The 26851-nt window shown below is 69.7% G+C and carries 20 protein-coding genes, 5 tRNA genes and 2 pseudogenes; 13 read left to right on the plus strand and 14 right to left on the minus strand.

Going from position 1 to position 26851, the window contains the following annotated elements; translation table 11 throughout:
- Positions 1–42 precede the first annotated feature (42 nt).
- The 5 genes from ADK65_RS11935 to ADK65_RS11955 form a co-directional block, all read right to left on the minus strand.
- Entirely contained in the window at positions 43–1116 is a 1074-nt protein-coding gene (locus tag ADK65_RS11935; RefSeq protein ID WP_053669968.1) for an ATP-binding SpoIIE family protein phosphatase, read from the minus strand.
- On the minus strand, positions 1116–1559 hold the full coding sequence (locus tag ADK65_RS11940) for an anti-sigma regulatory factor (protein ID WP_053669969.1): 444 nt from the start codon (positions 1557–1559) through the stop codon (positions 1116–1118). Before ADK65_RS11940 ends, ADK65_RS11935 begins: the two co-directional genes overlap by 1 nt.
- A complete protein-coding gene (locus ADK65_RS11945) occupies positions 1559–1972 on the minus strand; it encodes an STAS domain-containing protein (RefSeq protein ID WP_053669970.1) in 414 nt (137 codons plus the stop codon). Before ADK65_RS11945 ends, ADK65_RS11940 begins: the two co-directional genes overlap by 1 nt.
- The gene (locus tag ADK65_RS11950) at positions 1969–2880 is read right to left on the minus strand and encodes an STAS domain-containing protein (RefSeq protein WP_053669971.1); all 912 of its coding nucleotides are present in this window, start codon (positions 2878–2880) and stop codon (positions 1969–1971) included. The genes ADK65_RS11945 and ADK65_RS11950 overlap by 4 nt, the downstream gene beginning before the upstream one ends.
- Positions 2881–3024: 144 nt before the next feature.
- Positions 3025–4197 carry a PP2C family protein-serine/threonine phosphatase gene (locus tag ADK65_RS11955; RefSeq protein ID WP_234352856.1) on the minus strand — a complete coding sequence of 391 codons (1173 nt, stop codon included), beginning with the start codon at positions 4195–4197 and terminating at the stop codon, positions 3025–3027.
- A 248-nt stretch (positions 4198–4445) separates the two neighbouring features.
- Here ADK65_RS11955 and ADK65_RS11960 point away from each other — a divergent pair, with 248 nt between their 5' ends.
- Positions 4446–4940, plus strand: a complete 495-nt coding sequence (locus ADK65_RS11960) for a MarR family transcriptional regulator (RefSeq protein WP_078955927.1) — start codon at positions 4446–4448, stop codon at positions 4938–4940.
- 340 nt (positions 4941–5280) lie between these two features.
- Positions 5281–6129: an RNA polymerase sigma factor SigF gene (locus tag ADK65_RS11965; protein ID WP_053670479.1), complete on the plus strand. Its 849-nt coding sequence runs from the start codon at positions 5281–5283 to the stop codon at positions 6127–6129.
- A gap of 59 nt (positions 6130–6188) precedes the next feature.
- On the opposite strand, the gene ADK65_RS11970 is transcribed toward ADK65_RS11965, so the two are convergent.
- Positions 6189–6261, minus strand: a tRNA-Lys gene (locus ADK65_RS11970).
- A 217-nt stretch (positions 6262–6478) separates the two neighbouring features.
- Positions 6479–8453 (minus strand): annotated as a pseudogene (locus ADK65_RS11975) (DEAD/DEAH box helicase).
- 1096 nt (positions 8454–9549) lie between these two features.
- Between ADK65_RS11975 and ADK65_RS39215 the strand changes: the two are divergent.
- The gene (locus ADK65_RS39215) at positions 9550–11250 is read left to right on the plus strand and encodes a recombinase family protein (protein ID WP_053669973.1); all 1701 of its coding nucleotides are present in this window, start codon (positions 9550–9552) and stop codon (positions 11248–11250) included.
- Here ADK65_RS39215 and ADK65_RS39910 read toward each other — a convergent pair.
- Complete coding sequence (locus tag ADK65_RS39910) at positions 11216–12082, minus strand: cadmium resistance transporter (protein ID WP_420709010.1); 867 nt, start codon at positions 12080–12082, stop codon at positions 11216–11218. The two genes, ADK65_RS39215 and ADK65_RS39910, sit on opposite strands and share 35 nt — an antisense overlap.
- Before the next feature lie 344 nt (positions 12083–12426).
- Positions 12427–12558 carry a DUF3295 domain-containing protein gene (locus ADK65_RS39220; RefSeq protein WP_234352857.1) on the minus strand — a complete coding sequence of 44 codons (132 nt, stop codon included), beginning with the start codon at positions 12556–12558 and terminating at the stop codon, positions 12427–12429.
- Positions 12559–12606: 48 nt separating this feature from the next.
- Here ADK65_RS39220 and ADK65_RS37040 point away from each other — a divergent pair, with 48 nt between their 5' ends.
- On the plus strand, positions 12607–12957 hold the full coding sequence (locus ADK65_RS37040; RefSeq protein ID WP_078955930.1) for a metallopeptidase family protein: 351 nt from the start codon (positions 12607–12609) through the stop codon (positions 12955–12957).
- Between the two features lie 114 nt (positions 12958–13071).
- Here ADK65_RS37040 and ADK65_RS11990 read toward each other — a convergent pair.
- Positions 13072–13365: pseudogene (locus ADK65_RS11990) on the minus strand (metallopeptidase family protein); the annotation flags it as partial.
- An 84-nt stretch (positions 13366–13449) separates the two neighbouring features.
- On the opposite strand from ADK65_RS11990, the gene ADK65_RS11995 reads away from it, so the two are divergent.
- From ADK65_RS11995 to ADK65_RS38815, 7 genes are all read left to right on the plus strand, one after another.
- A complete protein-coding gene (locus ADK65_RS11995) occupies positions 13450–15024 on the plus strand; it encodes a metallophosphoesterase family protein (RefSeq protein WP_053669974.1) in 1575 nt (524 codons plus the stop codon).
- Between the two features lie 80 nt (positions 15025–15104).
- Positions 15105–15177: transfer RNA gene (locus tag ADK65_RS12000), tRNA-Glu, on the plus strand.
- Between the two features lie 35 nt (positions 15178–15212).
- Positions 15213–15287, plus strand: a tRNA-Asp gene (locus tag ADK65_RS12005).
- A 24-nt stretch (positions 15288–15311) separates the two neighbouring features.
- Positions 15312–15385 (plus strand) — tRNA-Phe (locus tag ADK65_RS12010).
- 198 nt (positions 15386–15583) lie between these two features.
- The gene (gene hrpA, locus ADK65_RS12015; protein WP_053669975.1) at positions 15584–19528 is read left to right on the plus strand and encodes an ATP-dependent RNA helicase HrpA; all 3945 of its coding nucleotides are present in this window, start codon (positions 15584–15586) and stop codon (positions 19526–19528) included.
- A 93-nt stretch (positions 19529–19621) separates the two neighbouring features.
- A tRNA-Asp gene (locus tag ADK65_RS12020) sits at positions 19622–19696 on the plus strand.
- 219 nt (positions 19697–19915) lie between these two features.
- Positions 19916–20089, plus strand: coding sequence for a DUF6274 family protein (locus ADK65_RS38815; protein WP_199825612.1), 174 nt, complete (start codon positions 19916–19918; stop codon positions 20087–20089).
- A gap of 462 nt (positions 20090–20551) precedes the next feature.
- Here ADK65_RS38815 and bldC read toward each other — a convergent pair whose 3' ends face one another.
- Together bldC and ADK65_RS12030 are read right to left on the minus strand one after the other, a co-directional pair.
- Entirely contained in the window at positions 20552–20758 is a 207-nt protein-coding gene (bldC, locus tag ADK65_RS12025) for a developmental transcriptional regulator BldC (RefSeq protein WP_003949541.1), read from the minus strand.
- Between the two features lie 599 nt (positions 20759–21357).
- A complete protein-coding gene (locus ADK65_RS12030) occupies positions 21358–22203 on the minus strand; it encodes a hypothetical protein (RefSeq protein WP_053669976.1) in 846 nt (281 codons plus the stop codon).
- Positions 22204–22425: 222 nt separating this feature from the next.
- On the opposite strand from ADK65_RS12030, the gene ADK65_RS12035 reads away from it, so the two are divergent.
- Positions 22426–23532 carry a Leu/Phe/Val dehydrogenase gene (locus ADK65_RS12035; protein WP_053669977.1) on the plus strand — a complete coding sequence of 369 codons (1107 nt, stop codon included), beginning with the start codon at positions 22426–22428 and terminating at the stop codon, positions 23530–23532.
- Between the two features lie 308 nt (positions 23533–23840).
- Positions 23841–24086, plus strand: coding sequence for a DUF3073 domain-containing protein (locus tag ADK65_RS12040; RefSeq protein WP_053669978.1), 246 nt, complete (start codon positions 23841–23843; stop codon positions 24084–24086).
- Positions 24087–24169: 83 nt separating this feature from the next.
- On the opposite strand, the gene purM is transcribed toward ADK65_RS12040, so the two are convergent.
- Positions 24170–25237: a phosphoribosylformylglycinamidine cyclo-ligase gene (purM, locus tag ADK65_RS12045; protein ID WP_053669979.1), complete on the minus strand. Its 1068-nt coding sequence runs from the start codon at positions 25235–25237 to the stop codon at positions 24170–24172.
- Positions 25238–25282: 45 nt separating this feature from the next.
- Positions 25283–26812: an amidophosphoribosyltransferase gene (purF, locus tag ADK65_RS12050; protein WP_053669980.1), complete on the minus strand. Its 1530-nt coding sequence runs from the start codon at positions 26810–26812 to the stop codon at positions 25283–25285.
- Positions 26813–26851 lie beyond the last annotated feature (39 nt).

The raw sequence follows: 26851 nt of genomic DNA on the forward strand, positions 1-26851 counted from the left end.
TCCACCTGACGCCCGGCCACCGGCGCCACGTCACAACGCCCCTCAGGCCCCCGAGCCATGGCGGCTCACGCCGCCGGCGGTGAGGACCGCCACGCAGGTGTCGTCCCGGACCGGGCGGGCCGCGCTCCCCGCGTCCCGGAGCACCACCGCGGCCGCGACCGCCGGGTCGCAGCCGGGCAGTACGCCGTCGTCGGGCGGCGTCCAGCGGCTGGGCAGGCCGTCGCTGTGCAGCACCAGCAGACTGTCCGCGTTCCAGGACATCCGCTGCACGGGCACGGACGCCGGTGCCTGCGCGCCCACGATGCCGGGGTGGGACAGCAGCGCCTTCCACGTGCCGTCGGTCCGCAGCCGGGCACCGACGTTGCCGATCCCGGCGAAACTCAACTGCGCCTGTCGCACATCCAGTTGGGCCACGGCGACGGCGGCGCCCCGGGTCGGGCGCAGGGTGCGGCCCAGGCGGCGCAGGATCTCGGCGGGCGGCAGTTCCGCCAGAGCGCGCAGTTCCGTCACCGCCGCGGTGGAGGCCTCGGCGGCCTTCGCCCCGTGCCCGAGCCCGTCGGCGAGCAGCAGGGTCAGACGGTCACCGGAGCGCACCCGGGCCCAGCCGTCCCCCGACTGCTCGGCCCGGCCCAGGGGGACGTTGACACCCCCGGCGCGCGGACCCGGCGGGGGCGGCCCCTGGTTGCGGACGGCCGGCTCGTGGCCGATCCGGGCCATCACGACGGTGCCCCGGCCCGGCGCGCTGTGCAGATCGAAGTCGTTCGCTATGCGCCGGCACGTCCCGAGCCCGGCTCCGAGTGAGGCGGCGACGGTCGTGGTGTAGCCGTCGCGCATCGCCGCCGCGACGTCCGGGATGCCGGGTCCGTGGTCGAGCGAGACGAGCTGCACGGCCGTCCGGGGGCCGTCGTCGTAGGCCCGCTCGACGAGGTTGATCAGCACACGCCCGCCCTCCGCGTGCCGCAGCAGGTTGGTCGCCAGCTCCGTCGCCACGAGCGCGGCGGTCGCGGTGCGGTTCGGGGGCAGGCCGGCGCAGGCACTGGCCTCCTCGGCCGCCACCCGCACGTCCCGCACCCGCGTCGAGTCGTCCTCCACCGGCATGTCCCAGACCCTGCTCATCACGGCACCGTCCGGGCGGGTGGCACGACGGTGGCCCAGGCGGTGACGGTGACGGTGGTCCCCTCACCGGGCCGGCTGTCCACCTCGAACTCCTGCACCAGCCGCTTGGCCCCGCTCAGCCCGAGCCCGAGCCCGCCGCCGCTGGTGTAGCCGTCGGTGAGCGCCTGGTCCAGGTCGCGGATGCCGGGCCCGGTGTCGACGAAGGACAGCCGCAGCCCCCGCGACGAGCCGGCGTCCAGCGGGGTGAGCTCCACATGGCCGCCCCCGCCGTGGACGAGGGTGTTGCGGGCCAGTTCGCTCGCCGCCGTGACGAGCTTGGTCTGCTGCACGAGCCCGAAGCCGAGCTCGGCGGCGGCCTGCCGGACCTGCTGGCGAACCCACGCCAGATCGGCGTCCGAGCCGATCGGCAGGGTGGCCGGGCCGGCATGGCGGGAAGCCTGCATCATGGACTCCCCTCGCCCCGGCGCGTGCTCACGCCGAGGAGCTCCATGGCACGTTCGACGTCCAGCGCCGTTCTCAGGCCGGGCAGGGTGAGCCCCAGCTCGACCAGAGTGATCGCCACCGCCGGGCGCATCCCGGCCAGCACCGTACGGGCCGCCAGCAGCTTGGCTCCGGCGGCGATCTCGGCGAGGACCCGGCCCAGGAAGGAGTCGACGATCTCCACACCGGAGATGTCGATCACCACTCCGGTCACCCGGCTGTGCGAGATCCGGGCCGTGATGTCCTGCTGGAGCTGCTCGGCCATCCCGTCGTGCAACTCCCCCTGGAGGGTGACCAGCAGGACATCGCCCAGCTGGAGGACCGGCACGGTGAAGCCGTGCCCGCCCACGGGCCCGTGTCCCGCGAAGCCGGTCACCGCGTGCCCGCGTCCGCCGCCGTACCGGCCGCCCTCAGCGGTGCGATCTCGACCCCCTGCTCGCTGAGCGCGTAGGCGAGCGCGTCCGCCAGGCTGGAGCGGGTGAGCACCGTGCCCAGGTCGATGCCCAGGTGGACGATGGTCTGCGCGATCGCGGGCCGGATGCCGGAGACGATGCACTCGGCGCCCATCAGCCGCGCCGCCGCCACGGTCTTCATCAGGTGCTGGGCGACCAGCGAGTCGACCGTGGGCACGCCGGTGATGTCGAGGATGGCGTACCGGGCGCGCTCGGCGACGATCGCGTCCAGCAGGCTCTCCATGACCACCTGGCTGCGCGCGCTGTCCAGGGTGCCGATCAGCGGTACGGCGACGGTGCTCTCCCACAGCTTGATCACCGGGGTGGCCACCTCGTGCAGCTGCTCGCGCTGCCGGGCGATCAGCTCCTCGCCCGCGCTGAGCGTGGTCTCCATCACGACCAGCCGCAGCGTGCCCATGAGCACGGTCAGCGCCAGTACCGCCTCCTGCGCCTCGGGGGCGTTCGGCTCCGGGAACTCGGCGCGCAGCAGTTCGACCGCCGGCTCGCGCAGCGCGGCCACCTCGCTGGCCACCCCGTCCGGGTCGGTGCCCGTGCGGGCGCGGGAGGCGGCCATCCGCCCCAGCTGGTCGCGCACGGCCTCGAATCCGGACGCCCGGATGTCGTCCAGCCGCCCGGAGGCCGCCACCGCCGCCAGCGCCGCGGTCACGGCCCTGCCGGCCTCCACCGCCTCGTCCCGGGACACGGTGAAGACCGTGCGGAACAGCGCGGCGTCCGCCCACCGTTGGGCGATCTGCTCCCGACGCCGTTCCAGGAAGGCGCTCACCTGGTATACGGCCGGCTCCTGTTCCGCGTTCTCTTCCGACACCGACACTTGCATCGCTCCCTTGCACGGGCCGGACCGAGGTGCGCGACGGCGCCTCAGCCGTTACTTGCCGTATGACAAACATTAGTGCCGGTGTACGGCACCACCAAACAATCGCTCACTGCCGCCCCCGACCTGCGCCTGCCCCGTCCCTTACCGCCCACGCCAGTCCAGACACACCACGAGGGCGTCGTCGTCCGGGGTGGACCCGCCGCGGTGGCCCGGCAGTTCGCGCAGGAGGGCCCGGGGCACCTCGGCGGCCGGCAGCAGCCGGGTCGCCTGGATCGCCCGGGCCAGAGCGGCGTCCCCGTAGGCCTCGCCACCCGGGGACGCGACGTCGTAGACCCCGTCGCTCACGAAGACCAGGCGGTCGCCCGGCTCGACCCGGAACTCCTGGACCACGTAGTCGGTCTCCTCGAACATGCCGAGCGGCAGCTGGGCGTCGAAGGGCATGCGCTCCACCGCTCCCCCGCGCAGCCGCAGCATCTGCGGCGACCCGGCGTCCACCGCCCGGACCCGGCCGGTGGCCAGGTCGAAGTCGAGCATCAGGGCGGAGAGGTAGCAGCGGCCCCGGTAGTGCGCGTACACCGCCTGGTCGGCCAGGGCCGCCTGGTCGTCGATGGACAGCCCGGCCCGGCGCGCGTTGCGCAGGGCGTTGATCGCCAGCGCCGTCAGCAGGGAGGCCTCGATGCCCTCGCCCATGCCGTTGGTGACGTAGAGGCTGAGCCGGTCGGCGGAGGCGGACCAGTCGAAGTTGTCGCCGAAGATCGCGTACGCCGGCTCCAGCTGCGCGCCCAGCTCGTACTCGGGGCGGGCGCAGGAGCGGCCCGGCAGCAGCTGCCACTGCATCTCGGCGGCCAGCGTGAGCCGGTCCCGGCGGCGCGCCTGGAGATACAGGTCGGTGTCCCGCTCGGCCACGACGACCTCGTGCCCGAGCACTTGGGCGATCTCGGCCAGCTCGTCCAGGCGGCCCTCGGCATGCTCCGCGCCCGGCAGGGTCACCGTCAGCACCCCGAGGCGGTCGCCGCGCACGGTGACCGGCAGATGCGCCCGCACGAGGTCGCCCGGGAGGGTTTCCACGTACGGCTCCTGCGCACCGAAGGCCCGGCCCGCCGGGCTGTTGTGCACGGACACCGGCTGGAGGGTGTGCGGCAGCACGGACACCGGCTGAAGCACCGTCAGCCCGTAGTCCGCGAGGAAAAGCTCGACGGAGTCCGCCGCGTACTGGTCGGCCAGTACACGACGGACCGCGTCCAGCAGTTGATGGGGCGCCGCCGTGCGCAGGGCGCGCTCGGCGGCCACGAATCTGCTCGTGATCGTGTTCACGGGGGTTGTTCACCATCCTCGGTGGGACGCCGGCGCGTCCTCGGAAAATCGGTCCATGTCCACGGGCCGGGGATGCGGGCCCCGGGCGGTTCACTTCACGCCTGACGCCGCGACGGGCGCCGCTCGTCCCGTCGGGCCGAAGCCTTCCCGCCGCGGCACCGCTGCCGTGCCGCAGGGCGTCGCGACGGGGCGAACGTCGCCTGCCGCGGCACTAGTACGCTGACGGCCACCCCGGTGCCTGCGAGAGTGTGACTGTGACTTCCCTCCGACCCCGCCCTGAGCCGACCGAGGTCGCCCGTGTGACCTCCACGGCCGCGGAGTTGCTGGAAGTCCTCTGGGGCCGCGCCTCGACCGCGCCGGCCTCCGCGTCCCAGCTGCGCGTACTGCTCATCCTCGAACACCACGAGGGCATCAACCTGCGCACGCTCGCCGGCTCCCTCGCCTCCACACCGCCCTCGACCAGCCGGCTGTGCGACCGGCTGCAGGCGGCCGGGTTCGTCGAGCGCGAGGTGAGTCCGGCCGACCGGCGCGAGGTCCGCCTGCACCTCAGCGGCCGGGGCCGCGCTTTCCTGGCCGACCTGCGGGTGCGCCGGGAGCAGGCGCTGGGCGCGGTGCTCGACCAGATGCCCGCGGCGAAGCGGGTCGCACTGCTGCAGGGGCTGGAGGCGTTCTGCGACGCGGCGGCGGCCCAGATACACGACGACTCCGAAGACTCCCGCTCGTCCGATGCCCGGACTGCCTGACTTTCGCGCCGTCGCACGGAGTCGTCCCTTCCGGTCTCTTCCCCGCGCACGCTCGGCATGCCTAGGCTGTTGCTCTCCACCTATAGTTGTCAAACGGCAACTGTCCGCTTCGCTAGCCCTGTGGCCTTCTCTCGCGCACACCGCTCACCCTCCCTGCCCGTACCGTCGCAGCACAGGTCCGGGTACCCCGCCACCGCCTCGACCTGCGCCGACTGTGGTCAACGTCTCGCCGGGGCATATGCAGGGCATGACCGCGGCGAGGGCGGGTAACGGCGCTGGAGGTGGCCTGTCGGGGGATCGGAGCGGGCCGGACTGACAGGGAGGGCCCGTGACGGCGACCATGCGCATCGGCACGACGACGGATTCCGCCACCTACACCGGTGAGGAGCTGCCGCAGATCGCCGAGCCCCAGAAGCTCGCCCCGCAGGACGCGCGCGAGCTGACCGGACAGTTCCTCGGCCGGCTCGCCGTGCTCGAGGAGGGCACGCCCGAATACCAGTACGCCCGCAACACCCTTATTGAGATGAACATGTCGCTGGTGCGCTTCGCCGCCCGGCGGTTCCGCACCAGCGGCCAGTCCATGGAAGACGTCGTCCAGGTCGGCGTCATCGGGCTGATCAAGGCCATCGACCGGTTCGAGGTCTCCCGCGAAGTGCAGTTCACCAGCTTCGCCGTGCCGTACATCATCGGCGAGATCAAGCGGTTCTTCCGTGACACGTCCTGGGCCGTCCACGTACCGCGCCGCCTGCAGGAGGCCCGTACGGAACTCGCCAAGGCCACCGAGGAACTGGCCTCCCGCCTCGGCCGCGCCCCGAAGGTCGCCGAACTGGCCGCCCTGATGAACCTGTCGGAGGAGGAGGTCGTCGAAGCCCAGATCGCGGCCAACGGCTACCTGTCCTCCTCCCTCGACGCGACGGTCACCGGCGACCCGGACGAGAGCGAGACGACGCTGTCGGAGTTCATCGGCGAGGAGGACCCGGCCCTCGAACTCGTCGAGGACTTCCACGCCCTGGCCCCCCTCGTCGCCGAACTCGACGAACGCCAGCGCCTCATCCTCCACCTGCGCTTCGTCGAGGAGCTGACCCAGGCCGAGATCGGCGCCCGGCTCGGCATCTCGCAGATGCACGTCTCCCGGCTGATCTCCCGCACGGTGGCCCGGCTGCGCTCGGGGATGCTCACCACCGGCTGACCCGGCCCCACAACGACGAAAGCCCCGGTCCGGAGAAGATCCGGACCGGGGCTTCCTCGTAGGCCCTGTGGGACTCGAACCCACAACCAATGGATTAAAAGTCCACTGCTCTGCCAATTGAGCTAAGGGCCCAAGCGATGTCGCCCCCACGAGCATAGCCGGACGACGCCGAGTCTCCGATCAGGTATCCGGGTCCCGGCCGTGACGATCGGACGAACTCGGCCGACGAGGGCCGCGGAACGACCGGTTCGGGCGGATCCGCACGGACCCCGCACCACCCGCGCCCCCACGACGAAGCGCCGTGGCCCGCCCGTTGGAAGGGGGCCACGGCGCTCCTCACGCACTGATGTCAGCCGTTGCGCTTCCAGCGCGGCTTGTCCTCGCGACGCTGGAACGAGCCGCCACCGCGGTGGTCGTCACGACGGCCGTACGGGCGGTCGTGACCGGGACGGTCGTGCCCACCGGAGCGGAAACCCGGACGGTCGTCACGGCGGTCACGGTTGAAGGGACGGTCGCTGCCCCGGTGCCCACCGCGCTCGTCACGGCGGAAGCCGCCGCGCTCGCCACGGTCACGGTCGCGGTTGAAGCCACCACGGTCGTCACGACGCTCGAACGAACGACCACCACGGTCACCACGGTCGTCACGACGGAAGCCGCCGCGCTCACCACGGTCACGGTCACGGTTGGTCGTCACGACGCTCGAACGAACGACCACCACGGTCACCACGGTCGTCACGACGCTCGAAGGAACGGCCACCACGGTCGTCACGGCGGAAACCGCCACCACGGTTGTCGTCACGACGCTCGAAGCCACGACCACCACGGTCGTCACGGTCCGCCCGGTCGACGTCCTGCGCCGCAGGCTGCTCGGGCACGGACACCTCGGCCGCCGCGGCCACCACCGCCGCCTGGGCCTCGGCCACCGCGGCCTCGGGGTCCTCACCCTGCTCGCGGGCGATCCGGGCGACCAGGCGGTCGGCCTCCTCGCGCAGCTCGTTCGCACGCCGCTGCGCCCGCTCCAGCTCCTTGGTGAGCTGGGCGACCTCACGCTCGGCCTGCTGCGCGGCGTTGCCCACGGACTCGGCCTGGACCTCGGTCATCGACCGGGCACCGGTGATCTCGGCGACCTCCGGGTCGAAGGCGCCGGCACCCTGGATGATGTGACGCGAGGCGTCAACGCCCGCGTCCTCCATCAGCCGGAAGATCTGACGCCGCTGGTGCGGCAGCGACAGGGACACGACCGTGCCGGAACGGCCCGCGCGAGCGGTACGGCCGGAACGGTGCAGGTAGTCCTTGTGGTCACCGGCCGGGTCGACGTTCAGCACCAGGTCGATGCCGTCGACGTGGATGCCGCGAGCGGCGACGTCGGTCGCGACGAGCGCGTTGACGTAGCCCTTCTTGAAGTCCTCGAGCACACGGGTACGCGCGCCCTGCGTCATGCCGCCGTGCAGCGCGTCGGCCTTCACACCGGAGTCGCACAGCTGCTCGGCGATACGGTCGGCGCCCAGCTGCGTGCGGACGAAGATGATCGTGCGGCCCTTGCGGGAGGCGATCGCGGCGGTGACCGGCGCCTTGTCCTTGGGCTTCACGATGAGGATGTGGTGCGACATGGTCGTGACGTTGCCCTGAGCGCTGTCGACCTCGTGCGTGACGGGGTTGCTCAGGTAGCGCTTGACCAGCGTGGAGATCTCGTTCTCCATCGTGGCCGAGAACAGCATCCGCTGACCGCCGGCGGGGACCTGGTCGAGCAGCTCGGTGACCTCGGGCAGGAAGCCCAGGTCGGACATCTGGTCGGCCTCGTCGAGGACGGCGACCTCGACGTTCTCCAGGGAGCAGGCGCCACGGTTGATGATGTCGCGCAGCCGGCCCGGGGTGGCGACGAGGATGTCGACGCCACGCTCCAGGGCGTAGATCTGGTTGCCCATCGACGTACCGCCGCAGACCACCTTCATCTTCAGGCCGACGACGTCGCCGTACGGCTGAAGCGCGTCCGCGACCTGCATCGCGAGCTCACGGGTCGGAGTGAGGATGACCGCGCGCGGCTTGTGCTTCTCGGTGCGGCCGCCGGCGAGACGCGCCAGGGTCGGCAGACCGAAGGAGAGGGTCTTGCCGGAGCCGGTGCGGCCCCGGCCCAGGATGTCCTTGCCGGCCAGGGCGTCCGGGATGGTCGCGGCCTGGATCGGGAAGGGGGTGGTCACACCGTTCTGCGCGAGCTTGCGCACAACGCCCTCGGGCAGACCGAGGTCCGCGAAGGTGACCTCGGGGGCGTCCTCGACTGCCTCGTTCTCGGGCAGGACGACGTGATCAGTACTGGCGATGGACATGCGAATGCGAAACCTTCCGGAGTCTCAGTCGGCACGCGCCCGTCAACTCCGTGATTCGCGAATCGCAATACGACCGCCTCAATGCGGTCCACCACGGCAAGGGAGAGTACGCGCCACACGGCGCGCTCTGCAGTGGCGCCGGGCAAGATGGGATCAAACGATCTGCCACCATACGCACTCCGGGCCCCACAAGGCAAACCGGACTGCTCAGGAGACAGCGGGCCACCGCCCGAAGGCCGGACAGCGTCCAAGGGTCCCCAACCACCCTCCGGCCAGGATTGTTCCCGCCCCGAGAAGAAAAACCCCCGACCACCCGAGCACCCCCGCCCCTACGCCGGCGCCCCCGCCTCCGGCGCCGGCTCCCGCTGCTCGAGCTGCGGCCCCGGCGGCTCATGCGCCGACGACGACGGCTCCGGCGTCGGCTCGGGAGACGTCGTCGGCTCCTGCGGCGTCGGCGTGGGCTCCGGTTCGACCGTCCGGGTGGGCGTCGGCGGCGCCGGCGGCTTCGGCGTCGGCCGGGCCGGCTTGCCCGGCTTGTCACCCCCCGGCCCGGGCGGACTCACCTCAGCACTCGGTGACACCTCGGGCACAGCCGACTTCCCGGCCCCACCCTTCTTGCCCTTCCTGCCCTTCCCGCCCTCACCGCGCCCCCGCTCACCCTCGGGCCCGACCGCCCCCGGACCGCCACCGGCCCCCGGCACCGCCGGAGAATCACCGGACGCCTCGCCGGCCCGCTGCCCCGCGGAATGCGACGGCTTGACGCTCCCGCCCGCGCCGTCGTCACCGACACTCATACAGCCGGCGGCAGCGGCAACCGCCACGACCGTGGCAGCCAGTCGGACGGGTACGTACAAGGGGCGCACGGGGCCACCTCCGGAACGGGTGAGGAAGTCAACACCTCCAACTCCCGCCGCCCACAAGAGGACACGCGCCCCGTGTTCACACCCCGGTCAGCCATACCCCAGGGCGTGAAGACGCTCGTCGTCGATGCGAAGTAGTGCGCGATCTCATGCACGCAGAAATTTTGATGAAACACTGCATGTTGGTCGCGCTCCGTATCCAAGCTGATCCGCGACGTGAACGATGGGGAGGCTCAATGCCACACCGTGAGGTACTTGCCCGTATTGCCCAGGCGACGCTCCGGGCGATTCTGTACCTGCGCATCTCTGACCTCACGGACACGTCCACGTCGATACCTCGCCAGGAGAAGGCGGGCTGCTCAAAGGCCGACGACCTCGGCGCCGACGTCGTGAAGATCTTCAAGGACGTGGACAAGTCCGGTTACCACACGTACGTGGAGCGCCCGGACTGGGACGCTGCGCTGTCCATGCTCCGTGAGCGCCTGGCGGACGTGCTCATCGTCTTCAAGGTGGACCGCGCGACCCGCCAGGGCATCCCCCAGGCATCCGAGATCATCCGCGTCGTCTACGAGACGGGCTGCCGCTTCATCTCCATCGCGGACGGCATCGACTCCGAGAACGAGGGCTGGGAACTTCAGCTCACCATCGCCGCTCACCAGGCACACCGGGAGTCCAAGAACATGGCCACCCGGGTGGCCGACCTGCGGGCCGCCGAGCGGGACGCGGGCCGCTGGATGGGATCACGCCCGTACGGCTTCCTGGTCACGCCGGAGAGGAGGCTGGAGTTGCATGAGGGGGAGGCTGAGGTCGTACGGTCCATCGCCCGGAAGCTCCTCAACGGCGAGTCCCTGCGGTCAGTCGCGGCATGGATCAACGCCGAGGGTTACGACTCTCCACGTTGGGCAAGTCGCAAGATCCGCATCGCTCAGTTGGAAGCCAAGTGCGAACCGCTCAAGGCTCAGAAGCTCCGGGAGAAGCCGCTCAAGGGCCCGAATTCCTGGTCGTGGCCCGTGGTCCGGAACATGGTCCTGTCGCCACTCATGACCGGCTACCTGCCGCACAAGGGCGAGATCTACCGCCACTCGCGCACGGGCGAGATGGTCCGAGTCGGCCCCGAGATCATCTCTCTCGCGGATTACACCCGCCTCCGGGCGATGTTCGGTACACGTGTTCCAGTGCACTGGACTCGCGATGCGACACCAGGCAGCAAATCCAAGAACACGGGACGGGCCGTAACGGGGCTCCTGTCGGACTTCCTGTACTGCGGAGAGTGCGGGGCCCGGATGTCGTACGACGCCTATTGGGTCCGAAACGGCAAACCTTGGCCGCGCTATCGCTGCGCGCGCCGCCAGATGAGCGGCAGGTGCCCTGGAACGCTGATGAAGGGTGATCATGCGGACGCCCTGGTCACAGAGGCGCTGGTTGGCCACTTGACCGCCTTGGAGGATGACTCCGACTCCCCTGCGCTCCTGGCCATTGCGGAACGCTGGGCGGACTTGCAGCACCCAGAACGACGGGCACAACGGCGAGAACTGGAGGCCCGCATCCAGAACGAAGAGGAGTTCCTGGACCGCTTGGAAGAGGAGAAACTGAACGGTCTCTTCCAAGGCAAGCGCGGTGAGGAGCGTTTCCGGCGTCGTTATGACGCCAGCAACGAACGCCTGGAGCAGTACGAGGAGGAGCTAGCGGTTCTGCCCAATGCTCAGACGCTCGACATCACGTTCCTGCGGGACTCGGAGCTGTTCGCGGAAGCGTGGGAGGGCTGGCCGCTCAGCGAGAAGCGCGAGATCCTCGGACTCGCGCTGAACCGGGCCTGGCTCTTCAAGGCTCGTACGTCAGGTGTGAAGCCCTCCGTGGACCGGTTCCGGTTCTGGTGGGTGGGTGACCCGGAGCCGACGGACATCAGCGTGCCCCTGACGCTGGCCGAGGCGGACTGAGGTGGAGTGGCGACGCGTCCAGCGCACGGGTCTGCGCTGGCTTCAGGAGTCGTATGTCTTCCTCTACGAGCGCACGCGGGTATTCCGGACCTACAACCCGGGCGCACGGAGTACGACGTGTACCAGTCCGGCCCGCGTGAGCTGTGGTCGGAGGTGGAGGCGGCGTACTGGTGGTGGGACGCCCGTGGGTGCCCTGGCTTCGAACGTTTCGGCCTGACCGTGGACGCTGAGAACGGCGCACACACGCCATGGCTGGGACGCCCTGGAGGCTGCATGGCGAACACGACAACGGCCCCGGCCATCCGCCACGGCTGGAGCGGACGGCCGGGGCGATCGAGCGGGTGGCGAAGAAGCGGCCCGCGAAGCACCACACGGCCACGAGGACCAGGAAGACGATCGTGTACACGGTCATGCCGCCGATACCGGCCGTGGCGAAGACGGGAACGTAGACGCCGATGTTGTCGCCGCCGTTGGCGAAGGTGACAGCGGCGACCTCCAGGGCCTTCGGGCCGCCCTCGGTCGACTCCGGCTCGTCGTCCTCGTCGTCGCGGTGCTGCCACACCTGCCAGGCCGCCTTGAAGCCGAGGGCAAGGGTCAGCAGGCCGAGGTAGGGGATGGCGGACTCGGGCAGGAAGGTGGCGCCGAAGGCGGCGGCGACGGCGAGGGCGACGGCGAGGATGGCGGCGAAGCCGAGGTACTGGCCGATGACGATCCGGCGGGCGGAGCCGTGGTGTCCGGCGCCCTGGGCGAAGAACAGCGACAGGATCAGGATGTCGTCAATGTTGGTGACGGCGAACAGCCCGGCGGCCTGCCCGACGATGCCCAGGTTCACGAGTGGGGGCCCTCTCCTTCGGCGCGAGTGTCCCGGTGACGCAACCGGGAGCCCGGACCGCGCCCCTCGCTGGGCCGAGGCTCAGCCCTGCCCCTTCTCGTGAACATCGGACACGACAGCCTCAGGGCGCCTCCCGAAGTACTGAACAACTGCTGCCGAGAGTCGTGAACAAAGCCAGGTCGTACCGCTTCAGGGCGGCCACCCGGCCCTCCTGGGATATGTCGTCTACCTCCATCGCGGCCGCCAACGGTGTCGGACCGCGCGGCGGACGATGCCCTCCACGGAGTCCAGGACGGACAGGGTGGCTATCTCGTCACCGTTCTGTGCGGCTCGTCTGGCGGCCATCATGCGGCCACCACCGGGGACGCGGTGGCCAGCGTCTCCAGGTCCCGGCGGGTCGTCCTGGGGGCCAAGCCCACCAGGGCCGCGTACGTGGTGCCGTTGATCGGCTGGCCGTTTGCCTTCAGCTTGGCCACGGCCTCCCGGATCTCCCGCTTGCGTGACCTCTCACGGACAATGGCCCTGTGCTGGAGATGACGCGCGACAGGTTCGAAGAACTGGTGAGTGAGGCCCTGGACCAGATCCCGCCGGAACTGGCGCGGGTGATGGACAACGTGGCCGTGTTCGTGGAGGACGAACCGCCCGCCGACGACCCGGAGCTACTGGGCCTGTACGAGGGGACCCCGCTCACGGAACGCGGGGAGTGGTACGCGGGGGTCCTCCCGGACCGGATCACGGTCTACCGGGGCCCGACATTGCGCTACTGCGAAACGCCGGAAGAAGTGGTGCACGAGGTGGCCGTGACGGTCGTACACGAGGTGGCCCACCACTTCGGAATTGAGGACGCGCGGCTCCACGAACTGGGCTGGGGCTGACTTCTGGGCGACCCCAGACGCCCACCGACCCACCCCTGATCTGCGGCGATACCAGGCCCTACGGGAGCGTCGCTCCGACTGGCTGAAGATCAGCGAAGAGGTGTACGACGGGGCATCCTGCACCGCGGTGATCTCCGTCTCCGCGACGACGTCCTCCCGCGACTCGCACATCCGCAGCGTCGGATTCCGGTACACCGTGATCCGGTCCGGCAGCACACCCGCGTACCACTCACCCCGGTCGGTCAGCGGAGTCCCCTCGTACAACCCGAGCAGCTCGGGATCGTCCGCCGGCGGCTCGTCCTCGACGAACACCGCGACGTTGTCCATCAGCCGCGTCAACTCCGGCGGGATCCGGTCGAGCGCCTCGGCGACCAGCTCCTCGAACTCCTCACGCGTCATCTCCAGCACAGGCCCATTGTCAGCCACGACCCCGCCCCACGAGAGCCTCCCGGCCGCCGCATATCCGCCCACGGGCTTGGGCATACGGGATCAATGGCCCGCGTCCCCGCCGCAGTCCTGAGCGCCCTGAACCCGATCCGCAAGCTCCCGCAAGCCCTCGCCCGCCGCTACCGCTCCCGCCAGGCCCCCACCACCATCGAACTCGTCACCCAGCCACACCCCTGGACCCGCGCCGTGGGACTCGTGGCCGTCGTCCTCTGCGGCGCATGGCTCGGACTGCTGATCGTGGGCAACGTCCGGGTCCCGGTCGGCCCCATGGACACCACGATGACGCTACGGCCCTCCCTCACCGGCGGCACCAAGATCAACATCTCGCCCCTCGGCGCCCTCCAACTGGACAGCCACACCGCCCCCGTCCGCCTGGACGTGAACGTCGACCAACTCGACCCCGACCGCTCCCAGGCCCTCGTCGACCACCCCGAACGCCTCTCCGGCCTCCAGGACGAAGTCACCGCCGACGTCGGCCGCGGCACCCTCGACCTGGCCCTGCGCTCCGGCGTCGCCGTCGTCACCGGAGCCACCGCCCTCGGCCTCGCCGTCTACCGCCGCCCCCGCCGCGCCCTCGCCGCCGGAGGCCTCGCCCTCACCCTCCTCGCCGCCTCGGGCGGCACGGCCTACGCCACCTGGCGCCCCGACTCCGTCCTGGAACCCAAGTTCTCCGGCCTGCTCACCTCGGCCCCCTCCCTGGTCGGCAACGCCCGCAGCATCGTCACGGAATTCGACGTCTACCAACAGGAACTGGCCCGCCTCGTCACCAACGTGACCAAGCTCTACGACGCCACCTCGACACTGCCGGCCTACGCCCCCGACCCCTCCACCATCCGGGTCCTGCACGTCTCCGACATCCACCTCAACCCGGCGAGCTGGAAGATCATCGCCTCACTGGTGAAGCAGTACAAGATCGACGTGATCGTCGACTCCGGCGACACCATGGACCACGGCACCGCCGCCGAGAACGGTTTCCTGGACCCCATCGAGGACCTCGGGGCCCCCTATGTCTGGGTCCGCGGCAACCACGACTCGATGATCACCCAGCGCTACATGCGGGACCTGAAGAACGTCCACGTCCTGGACGACGGAAAGGCACAGACGATCAAGGGCCTGCGCTTCGCCGGCATCGGCGACCCCCAGTTCACCCCCGACCGTTCACAGCAGACCGGCGCCCGGCAGTCCCAGGAACTGGCCGGCGCCCGCCTCGCCACCGCCCTGCGCGACCAGAGCGCCGCCGGCACCCCGGTGGACATCGCCATCGCTCACGAACCCGCCGCCGCCCGCGAGGCCGACGGCGAGGTCCCCCTCGCCCTGGCCGGTCACCTCCACCACGACGAGATGGAAATGCTGCCGTACGGCACCCGACTGCGCATCGAGGGCTCCACAGGCGGCAGCGGACTGCGCGCCATCGAAGGCAAGCACCCCGACCCCATCGAGGCGTCGATCCTGTACTTCGACCGGGACACCCGCCATCTCCAGGCCTGGGACGAGATCGAACTGGGCGGCCTCGGCCTCACCACGGCGGAGGTCAGCCGCCACCTCCCCGAGGACAACCAGCCCGGCGCGACACCCTCCCCCGGCACCCCCTCGCAGACCGCCCCGTCAGCCTCCCCGTAAACCGTTTTGGCGATAGCTCCCGCCATCCCATATGCTTCTCACGTCCCCGACGCGCTGAGAAGCGCCCAGGCGGGCCGATAGCCCTCATCGTCTAGCGGCCTAGGACGCCGCCCTTTCAAGGCGGTAGCACGGGTTCGAATCCCGTTGGGGGCACGCACCACCCTGTGCGACACTGTCGTACGAAGCTTGGTCCTGTGGAGCAGTTTGGAGTGCTCGCCACCCTGTCAAGGTGGAGGCCGCGGGTTCAAATCCCGTCAGGACCGCTGAGGTTTCACGTGAAACCTCGTGGCTGGGTAGCTCAGTTGGTACGAGCGTCCGCCTGAAAAGCGGAAGGTCGCCGGTTCGACCCCGGCCCCAGCCACATCTAAGGCCCCGATCTTCGGATCGGGGCCTTGTTGTATGCCGTGTGTTACCGCGCTCGCTGTACGAGCGATCGCGTCGGCTGCCAGGACTGAGGCGGCGGCATACGAGCGCTCGCCAAGCGCTCGTAGATCGTCCGCGCGCCCCGCTCGAAATCCGTTCGCCTCTGTTTTGCGGGGGATGAGATCCTGGATCCCGTATGTCTACGCACCCTGCCCCCGCCCTCGGCGCCCTCGCCGCCCGTCTGACCGAGCTGTCGCTGCGCGATGCGCACCGGCTCGGGCGCAGGCTCGAAGGTGCGCGCAAGATCCGTAAGCCGGAGGCGCGGGCCGCTGTGCTCGCCGAGATCGAGGCGGAGGTCGGCAGGGCCGAGGAGCGGATGGCCGGCCGGCGGGCTCTCGTGCCCGAGGTGACGTACCCCGAGCAGCTGCCGGTCAGCCAGAAGAAGGACGCGATCGCCGACGCCATTCGCGATCACCAGGTCGTGATCGTCGCGGGTGAGACGGGTTCCGGCAAGACGACGCAGATTCCCAAGATCTGTCTTGAGCTGGGGCGCGGTGTGCGGGGCATGATCGGGCACACGCAGCCGCGCAGGATCGCGGCCCGGACGGTCGCCGAGCGTGTCGCCGAGGAGCTGGACGCCCCGCTGGGCGGGGCGGTGGGCTGGAAGGTGCGGTTCACGGATCAGGTCGATCCGGACGCCACGTTCGTCAAGCTGATGACGGACGGCATCCTGCTGGCGGAGATCCAGACCGATCGTGAGCTGCGCGCGTACGACACGATCATCATCGACGAGGCGCACGAGCGGTCCCTCAACATCGACTTCCTGCTGGGGTACCTCGCCCAGTTGCTGCCGAAGCGTCCTGATCTCAAGGTCGTCATCACGTCGGCCACGATCGACCCCGAGCGGTTCTCGCGGCATTTCGGTGACGCGCCGATCGTCGAGGTCAGCGGCCGTACGTATCCGGTGGAGGTCCGTTACCGGCCGTTGCTGGAGGAGGACGGCGACGACGCCGACCGGGATCAGATCACCGCGATCACCGATGCCGTGGAGGAGCTTCAGAGGGAGGGGCAGGGGGACATCCTCGTCTTCCTCTCCGGGGAGCGGGAGATCCGGGACACGGCCGATGCCCTCACCAAGAAGAACTACCGGTTCACGGAGGTCCTGCCGCTGTACGCCCGGCTCTCGCATGCGGAGCAGCACCGGGTCTTCCAGCAGCACACGGGCCGCAGGATCGTTCTGGCCACGAATGTCGCCGAGACGTCGCTGACCGTTCCGGGCATCAAGTACGTGATCGATCCCGGCTTCGCGCGGATCTCGCGGTACAGCCATCGCACGAAGGTTCAGCGGCTGCCCATCGAGCCGGTCTCGCAGGCGAGTGCCAACCAGCGCAAGGGGCGCTGTGGTCGTACGTCCGACGGCATCTGTATCCGGTTGTACAGCGAGGACGATTTCAACGCCCGGCCGGAGTTCACGGACGCGGAGATCCTCCGGACGAACCTGGCCTCCGTCATCCTGCAGATGACCGCGGCCGGCCTGGGCGACATCGAGAAGTTCCCTTTCATCGACCCGCCGGACCACCGCAACATCCGCGACGGTGTCCAGTTGCTGCAGGAGCTGAACGCGCTCGATCCGGCGCAGAAGGATCCGCGCAAGCGGCTGACGGAGACCGGCCGCAAGCTGGCGCAGCTGCCCGTCGACCCGCGGCTGGCCCGGATGGTCCTGGAGGCGGACAGGAACGGCTGTGTGCGCGAGGTCATGGTGATAGCCGCCGCGCTGTCCATCCAGGACCCGCGTGAGCGTCCGGCGGACAAGCAGGCGCAGGCCGATCAGCAGCACGCCCGTTTCAAGGACGAGACCAGCGACTTCCTGGCCTACCTCAACCTCTGGCGCTATCTGCGGGAGCAGCAGAAGGAGCGTGGGTCGTCGTCCTTCCGCCGGATGTGCAAGCAGGAGTACCTCAACTTCCTTCGCATTCGTGAATGGCAGGACATCTACACGCAGTTGCGCACGGTGGCGAAGCAGATGGGGATCCATCTCAACGAGGACGACGCCCCGGCCGACCGCGTCCATCTGTCCCTGCTGGCCGGTCTTCTGTCGCACATCGGCATGAAGGACGTGAAGGACGGCGCGAAGAACGAGTATCTGGGCGCCCGGAACGCCAAGTTCGCGGTCTTCCCGGGCTCGGCGCTCTTCAAGAAGCCCCCGCGTTTCGTGATGTCCGCCGAGCTCGTCGAGACGTCCCGCCTCTGGGCCCGCGTCAACGCGAGGATCGAGCCCGAGTGGGTCGAGCCGCTGGCCGCGCACCTCGTCAAGCGCACGTACAGCGAGCCGCACTGGGAGAAGGACCAGGCCGCGGTGATGGCGTACGAGAAGGTCACGCTCTACGGCGTGCCGATCGTGGCGCAGCGGAAGGTCAACTACGGGCGGATCGACCCGGAGATCAGCCGTGAGCTGTTCATCCGGAACGCGCTGGTGGAGGGGGACTGGCGTACGCACCACAAGTTCTTCTCGGACAACCGCCGCCTCCTCACGGAGGTGGAGGAGCTGGAGCACCGGGCGCGGCGCCGGGACATCCTGGTCGACGACGAGACCCTGTTCGACTTCTACGACCAGCGGATTCCCGAACATGTGGTCTCCGGGGCCCACTTCGACTCGTGGTGGAAGCGCAAGCGGCACGAGCAGCCGGACTTTCTCGACTTCGAGCGCGAGATGCTCATCAACGAGAAGGCGGGTGAGGTCAGCAAGGCCGACTACCCCGATGCGTGGCGCCAGGGGAATCTGAAGTTCCGGGTGACGTACCAGTTCGAGCCGGGGGCGGACGCCGACGGCGTGACCGTGCACATCCCGCTCCAGGTCCTCAACCAGGTCACGGACGAGGGCTTCGACTGGCAGATCCCGGGGCTGCGCGAGGAGCTGGTGACGGAGCTGATCCGGTCGCTGCCCAAGCCGATCCGGCGGAACTACGTCCCCGCGCCGAACTTCGCGAAGGCGTTCCTGGACCGGGCCGTGCCCCTCCAGGAGCCCCTCACCACGACCATGACCAGTGAGCTGCGGCTCATGGTCGGCGCGCCCTTCGAGGCGGACGACTTCGATCTGTCCAAGGTGCCCGACCACCTGAAGATCACGTTCCGGATCGTCGACGAGCGGCGCCGCAAACTGGCCGAGGACAAGGACCTGGAGGCGTTGAAGCTCACGCTGCGCCCGAAGGCCCGCAAGGCGCTCTCCCAGGCGGCCGCGGCGACCGCGGAGCGCTCCGGCGGTGAGTCGCTGGAGCGCTCGGGCCTGACGGACTGGACGATCGGCACGCTCACCCGGGTCTTCGAGACCCGTCGGGCCGGTCAGCCGGTGAAGGCGTACCCGGCGCTGGTCGACGACGGCGACACGGTCTCCGTCCGCCTCTTCGACACGGAGGCGGAGCAGGCGCAGGCGATGTGGAAGGGCACGCGCCGGCTGATCCTGCGCAACATCCCGGTGAATCCGGCGAGATTCGCGAGCGATCGCCTGACGAACGCGCAGAAGCTGGCGCTGTCCGCCAACCCGCACGGTTCGGTCCAGGCTCTGTTCGACGACTGTGCGATGGCCGCCGCCGACAAGCTGATCGGGGACTTCGGCGGGCCGGCGTGGGACGAGGAGTCGTACCGGAAGCTGTACGACAAGGTGCGGGCCGAGATCGTCGACACGACCGTGCGGGCGGTGGACCGGGTGCAGCAGGTCCTGGCGGCCTGGCAGGCCTGTGAGCGGCGTCTGAAGGCCGTACGCAGCCCGGCGCTGCTGGCGAACCTCCAGGACGTACGGGGGCAGCTGGACGCCCTCGTGAGGCCGGGCTTCGTGACGGAGGCGGGGTTGCGGCGTCTGCCGGACCTGATGCGCTATCTGGTGGCGGCCGACCGGCGGCTGCAGCAGATGCCGACGAACGTCCAGCGGGACACCACGCGGATGCAGAAGATCCACGAGATGCGGGACGAGTACGCCTGGCTGCTGGAGCAGTTGCCGCAGGGCCGGCCGGTGCCGTCGTCGGTGCTGGACATCCGCTGGATGATCGAGGAGCTCCGGGTCAGTTACTTCGCCCACGCGCTGGGCACGGCGTACCCCGTCTCCGACAAGCGGATCGTGAAGGCGATCGACGCGGCGGCGCCGTGACGGGACCGGTACGCAGGGTGAGTTCGACCCGGGGCTCACCCTCCTGTACAGTCTCTTCTCGCAGCGCAACGCACAAATAGCGCCGCGAAACCTGGTCCTGTGGAGCAGTTTGGAGTGCTCGCCACCCTGTCAAGGTGGAGGCCGCGGGTTCAAATCCCGTCAGGACCGCAGTGAAAGAGCCGGATCTTCGGATCCGGCTCTTTTCGTTGTGCCCGGCCTTCCGGTCCGGGGGCTCTCGCTGCGCCCGGCCTTCGGGAACCGGGCCCCTTACCGGGCGCCTGACCCCCGCGGCCGCCTCCGGGCCCCACACGCCGTCTTGACGCCCTTTCGATCCGTCGGTACCCCAGAACCAGGGCCGTTCCCCGTGCGGCCTTCTGGAGGTGGCGTATGGCGACAGTGGCCAGGCACGAGACGCGGGCTCTGCTCCGTGCGCACCTGTCGGCCGCGTCGTCGTACCGGCACCTCACACGGCACTGCCCGATCTGCCATCGGCTGCTGCGGCTGGCGATGGAGTCCGCGCCGCCCGGCGCCCGGGAGGACGGAAGCCCGACGCCGGCTTGATCCACGAGCGACCCCAACACCCGTACGTGCGCGGGACGCTGGAGAGGGAGGCTCCTTTACCGCAGCCGAGGCGGAGCCAACAAGCCGCGCGGTATGTGACGGGTGTCACCGCATGAGTTTTGGAAAGCGGGTTACTTACACCCCGCCTACAAGGGGTCAATTTAATATGTGCAATTGCACCTTGTCCGGGGTGTCGCGCAGCGAGGATCCGACACCCCTCCCCAGGCTCCCACAAGGCCGCTCACAGCCGGAGCGGGAGAACCGTCGTGGGCGCACAAAAAAAATCGCGCTGGACCCGGCGGAGTCCAGCGCGATCGACGACGCACCCTGTTGTATGCCTGAGAAGCTCTGACTGGCGTGGGCGTGGGGCCTGTTGGGGCAGGGTCCCGCGTCGCTTGGAGCTGCGGTTCCGGGCGCCGCGGCCAGTGGGGGACCGGCCGGTTTGCCCGGTTATTCAGTTGTTCAGGCCTCGCTGCGCTGCTGCGGGATGCCCGCGAGCAGAGCGCGGACCTCGGCCTCGCGGTAGCGCCGATGCCCGCCGAGCGTGCGGATCGACGTGAGCTTGCCGGCCTTCGCCCACCGCGTGACCGTCTTCGGGTCCACGCGGAACATGGTGGCGACCTCAGCCGGGGTCAGCAGCGGCTCGGCATCAGGGGTGCGAGCGGTCATGAGCGGCCTCCTCGGGAGAACCGAACCTTCTCGGTTCTTTCCTCTAAATTCTGCACCTTGACCCGCGTTGCCCGAAATGGCGGACGCGAGTCGAGTCGGTTATAGGACGAACGGCTTGTCCTCGGCACTACAACTACACCATCTGTCCAGCCGCGTCGGCCAAACCGATGGAATTGCCCCTCCAGGTGTTCATCAGCGACGGAAGCCGATGGACCATGCCATAGCGGACAGTCACACCACTGTGACGATCAGTCACAGGGTGATCAGGGAGTCACGAGACCCCCCAAAGCGTGCAATGCTGAGATTCCGCCCATAGTGCAGCACCATTGGACGGAAGGAGCCCTCCCCGGGCTCCTTGTCCTATTTTGGCATGAGGAGGGGCAAGGGACGCAAGAGCCTCGTACGTGTAGTCCGTCACGCTTGGCCTACTTGAGAGGTCTGCCCGGATCGGGTCCTACGTCCCTTGTTGACGAAGCCTCAGAAGACGCACGGCCCGCTTCAGGAACTCGGTGCGAGGACGAAACCCCACATCGGGCGGTTCGTCAAACGTCAGTTCGTGACCGAATGCGAGCGGTGTGTACGGACATCAAGGTCACGGGTCAGTTGGCCGACCGGAGATCCCGCACGGAACGCCAGCGCTCCACGAGCCGGGCGTACGCCTTGCCCGCGGCCTCCCCGTCGCCCCTGCGCAGGGCGGCGATGCCCTCGGCCACGTCCGCGGCCGAATGATCGTCCTCCAGCGTCCCCGCGGGCAGGGCGTGCACCAGGCCGCCGTAGTCCAGTTCCACGAGGGAACGCGGGTGGAACTCCTCGAGCCAGCGCCCGACGTCCGTCAGGCCGTCGATCAGGGGCCCCTCGTCCATGGCCTCCTTCAGGGCCCGCAGGCCCCGGGCCACCCGCCGACGGGCCTGGACCATGGGCGTGCGGTAGCGCAGCACCGGCGGGCCGCCGGCCGGGGCGCCGCTGTCGTACTCGCGCTCCTCGTCGGAGACCAGGACGAACCAGTTGATCGGCACCTGCCAGGTGGCCGTACGGATCCACGGCCGGGCGTCCGGGTTGATGGCCAGCCACCGCTCGTAGTCCTGGGCCGCCTGGCGCCGCAGGACGGGGGGCAGGACCGCGTCCATGACCGGCCGGGGGAGCTCCTCGGCGAGCTCGTCCAGGGCCAGCCAGCCGCGCAGCCGGGTGCGCCAGGGGCAGACGCAGACGACGCCGTCGACCTCCAGCACGAAGGCGTCCTCGCTCTCGTGCACCGGTACCGGGACCGGCGGGACGGGTGCCAAGTCGGCCAGAGCACGGCGGAGTTCGTCCTGGTAGGTGGGTCGGTCGGTCCGGCGGGCGTAGCGGGCCCACTGGCTGCGCTCCGGCTCGGGGAAGGCGGCCAGCGGTTCGTACACGCGCAGGTAGGTCGCGTAGGGGACGATCACCGAGGTCACCTTGGGCACGCCTGCTCCCTCCCCCGCGCACCGCCGTGAAAACCTGCGGAACCCACTCACGATCGCGCGGGAAATCCATGCAAATCGTCGCACGGGTGTACTCCGGTCGGAGGTGATCCTGCGCTCTGTGCGGTCGGCGGGCCCGCCAGGCTCTAATCTCATGCCCAACAGTCCCCGCCACCCGCACGAGGGCTGGTCACCACCCGCCGCACCTACTCAGGAGTCACCACAGTGACCGACGTAACCGGCGCACCTGCTGATGTACTGCACACCCTGTTCCACTCGGACCAGGGCGGACATGAGCAAGTCGTGCTCTGCCAGGACCGGGCGAGCGGCCTCAAGGCCGTCATCGCCCTCCACTCCACCGCCCTGGGCCCCGCGCTCGGCGGTACGCGCTTCTACCCGTACGCGAACGAGGCCGAGGCCGTCGCCGACGCGCTGAACCTCGCCCGCGGGATGTCGTACAAGAACGCCATGGCCGGTCTCGACCACGGCGGCGGCAAGGCCGTGATCATCGGTGACCCGGAGAAGATCAAGAGCGAGGAGCTGCTCCTCGCCTACGGCCGGTTCGTGGCCTCGCTCGGCGGCCGGTACGTCACCGCCTGCGACGTCGGCACGTACGTGGCCGACATGGACGTCGTGGCCCGCGAGTGCCGCTGGACGACCGGCCGCTCCCCCGAGAACGGCGGCGCCGGGGACTCCTCCGTCCTCACCGCCTACGGCGTCTACCAGGGCATGCGCGCCTCCGCGCAGCACCTGTGGGGCGACCCTTCGCTGCGCGGCCGCAAGGTCGGCATCGCGGGCGTCGGCAAGGTCGGCCACCACCTGGTGGAGCACCTGCGGGCGGAGGGCGCCGAGGTCGTCATCACGGACGTGCGCGAGGACGCCGTGGGCCGGATCCTCGCCGCGCACCCGACGGGCGTCACAGCCGTGGCCGACACCGCGACCCTGATCCGCGTCGAGGGCCTGGACATCTACGCCCCCTGCGCGCTCGGTGGTGCCCTGAACGACGACACGGTGCCGGCGCTGACCGCCAAGGTGGTCTGCGGCGCCGCCAACAACCAGCTCGCCCACCCGGGCGTGGAGAAGGACCTCGCGGACCGCGGGATCCTCTACGCGCCGGACTACGTGGTGAACGCCGGCGGTGTGATCCAGGTCGCGGACGAGCTGCACGGCTTCGACTTCGAGCGGTGCAAGGCGAAGGCGTCGAAGATCTTCGACACCACGCTGGCCATATTCGCACGTGCGAAGGAGGACGGCATTCCGCCGGCCGCGGCGGCCGACCGGATCGCCGAGCAGCGGATGCACGACGCGGCCCTGGCCCGTCGGACCCGGTGACAGCGGGCTGATCCCGGGCGCCTCGCACGTTTGGCCGGTACCCGTCGGTGGGCAGTTAGAGAGAACTCTCACTTCTACCGGCGGGTCGACCGCCGATAAGTGGTTAAAATCGCGGTTGACCAGCGAGGACGGGGCGCCTCGAAGGTCCTGGGCGCGGGCACGTCATGCGGGCGACGTACCGTATGGGCGCGGGCTCAGGTACCGTGGAAGCCCTACGGACCGGTCTCTCCGCGGAGAGTCCGTGCCGGACCATGAACGCGTGTCAAGACTCTGGGGCCGTCGAGCCCCGTCGTTGAGGGGGTCGAGCCATGGGGCGCGGCCGGGCCAAGGCCAAGCAGACGAAGGTCGCCCGCCAGCTGAAGTACAACAGCGGTGGGACTGACCTCTCACGCCTGGCCGAGGAGCTGGGTGCATCGCCTTCGAATCCGCAGCCGCCTAACGGCGAGCCGTTCGAAGACGATGAGGACGACGACCTGTACGCACGGTACGCCGACCTCTACGAGGACGACGACGACGAGGACGGCCAGTCCTCGCAGCATCGTCGCGGCGCTTGACCCTGCACTAGTGCACTCACCCGGTCGGTGACTCCGGTCACCGACCGGGTTCTGTGCTGCCTGCAGGGCCGAGGCCCCGTGCCTCAGCTCGCGTAGTCACCGATCAGGGCGGCACCGGTGGGGTGCTCGCCCCGGTCGGTGATCTCTCCGGCCACCCAGGCGTCCACGCCGCGGTCGGTGAGGGTCGCCAGGGCCACGTCCACGGACTCCTGCGGCACGATCGCGATCATGCCGACGCCCATGTTCAGGGTCTTCTCGAGCTCCAGGCGCTCGACGCTGCCCGTGCGGCCGACCAGGTCGAAGATCGGGGCCGGCGTCCAGGTGGAGCGGTCGACGACGGCGTGCAGGTCGTCGGGGATGACCCGGGCGAGGTTGGCCGCCAGGCCGCCGCCGGTGATGTGGCTGAAAGCGTGCACCTCGGTGGTGCGCATCAGGGCCAGGCAGTCCAGCGAGTAGATCTTCGTGGGCTCCAGCAGCTCCTCGCCGAGGGTGCGGCCGAGCTCCTCCATGTGCGCGTCCAGTGCCAGACCGGCCTGGTTGAGCAGGACGTGGCGGACGAGGGAGTACCCGTTCGAGTGGAGCCCGGAGGACGCCATGGCGATCACCGCGTCACCCGTCCGGATGCGGTCGGCGCCGAGCAGCCGGTCGGCCTCCACGACGCCCGTACCGGCGCCGGCGACGTCGAAGTCGTCCTCGCCCAGCAGACCCGGGTGTTCGGCCGTCTCACCGCCGACCAGGGCGCATCCGGCCAGGACACAGCCCTCGGCGATGCCCTTGACGATGGCGGCGACCCGCTCGGGGTGGACCTTGCCGACGCAGATGTAGTCGGTCATGAACAGCGGCTCGGCGCCGCACACCACGATGTCGTCCATGACCATCGCGACCAGGTCGTGGCCGATGGAGTCGTAGACGCCCAGCTGGCGGGCGATGTCGACCTTGGTGCCGACGCCGTCCGTGGCGGAGGCGAGCAGCGGCCGCTCGTAGTTCTTCAGGGCGGAGGCGTCGAAGAGGCCTGCGAAGCCGCCGAGGCCGCCGAGGACCTCGGGGCGCTGGGCCTTCTTCACCCACTCCTTCATCAGTTCGACGGCGCGGTCGCCCGCTTCGATGTCGACGCCCGCGGCTGCGTAGCTGGCACCAGTTGTGTCAGGCATGACGATGAGAACCTTCGTGTTGTACGGCAGGTGGTACGGGCCGTCTTACGGGCGGCGGATCGCGTCGGCGGCGGCCGTGGCGGCCGGGCCGGCGGCCAGCTCCGTCTCCAGCAGCTGCTTGCCGAGCAGCTCGGGGTCCGGGAGCTCCATCGGGTACTCGCCGTCGAAGCAGGCGCGGCACAGGTTCGGCTTGGCGATGGTGGTCGCCTCGATCATGCCGTCGATGGAGATGTAGGCCAGGGAGTCGGCGCCCAGGGAGGTGCCGATCTCGTCGATCGTCATGCCGTTGGCGATGAGCTCGGCGCGGGTGGCGAAGTCGATGCCGAAGAAGCAGGGCCACTTCACCGGCGGCGAGGAGATCCGGATGTGGACCTCGGCGGCGCCCGCCTCGCGGAGCATGCGGACCAGGGCCCGCTGGGTGTTGCCGCGCACGATCGAGTCGTCGACGACGACCAGGCGCTTGCCCTTGATGACTTCCTTCAGCGGGTTCAGCTTCAGGCGGATGCCCAGCTGGCGGATGGTCTGCGAGGGCTGGATGAACGTCCGGCCGACATAGGCGTTCTTCACCAGGCCGTTGCCGAAGGGGATGCCGGATGCCTCCGCGTAGCCGATGGCGGCGGGGGTGCCGGACTCCGGCGTCGCTATCACCAGGTCGGCCTCGACCGGGGCTTCCTTGGCGAGCTTGCGGCCCATCTCCACGCGGGAGAGGTACACGTTCCGGCCGGCGATGTCGGTGTCCGGGCGGGCCAGGTACACGTACTCGAAGACACAGCCCTTGGGCTTCGCGTCCGCGAAGCGGGAGGACCGCAGGCCGTTCTCGTCGATGGCGACGAACTCGCCCGGCTCGATCTCGCGGACGTAGCTGGCGCCGCAGATGTCGAGGGCGGCGGACTCGGAGGCGACGACCCAGCCGCGCTCCAGACGGCCGAGGACCAGCGGGCGGATGCCCTGCGGGTCACGGGCCGCGTACAGGGTGTGCTCGTCCATGAAGACGAGCGAGAAGGCTCCCTTGACCTGCGGGAGGACCGTGTGGGCGGCCTCCTCGATGGTCAGCGGTTTGCCGTCCTCGTCGACCTGGGCCGCGAGCAGCGCGGTGAGCAGGTCGGTGTCGTTGGTCGCCGCGACGCGCGGGGTCCGCCCGCCCTCCTGCTTGGGCAGGTCGGCGACCATCTCGGCGAGTTGGGCGGTGTTGACGAGATTGCCGTTGTGGCCGAGCGCGATGGAGCCGTGTCCGGTCGCGCGGAAGGTCGGCTGGGCGTTCTCCCAGACGGAGGCACCGGTGGTCGAGTAGCGGGCGTGACCGACCGCGATGTGACCCTGGAGCGAACCGAGGGAGGTCTCGTCGAAGACCTGGGAAACCAGGCCCATGTCCTTGAAGACGAGGATCTGTGAGCCGTTGCTGACCGCGATTCCCGCGGATTCCTGGCCTCGATGCTGGAGGGCGTAGAGCCCGAAGTACGTGAGCTTGGCGACCTCTTCGCCCGGAGCCCAGACACCGAAGACGCCACAAGCGTCCTGGGGGCCCTTCTCGCCGGGGAGCAGGTCGTGGTTGAGTCGTCCGTCACCACGTGGCACGCCACCGAGTGTAGGCGAGGTCGACCACTGGTCCGAATT

Source organism: Streptomyces sp. NRRL B-1140, from assembly GCF_001280065.1.
In the GTDB taxonomy this organism is placed as follows: domain Bacteria; phylum Actinomycetota; class Actinomycetes; order Streptomycetales; family Streptomycetaceae; genus Streptomyces.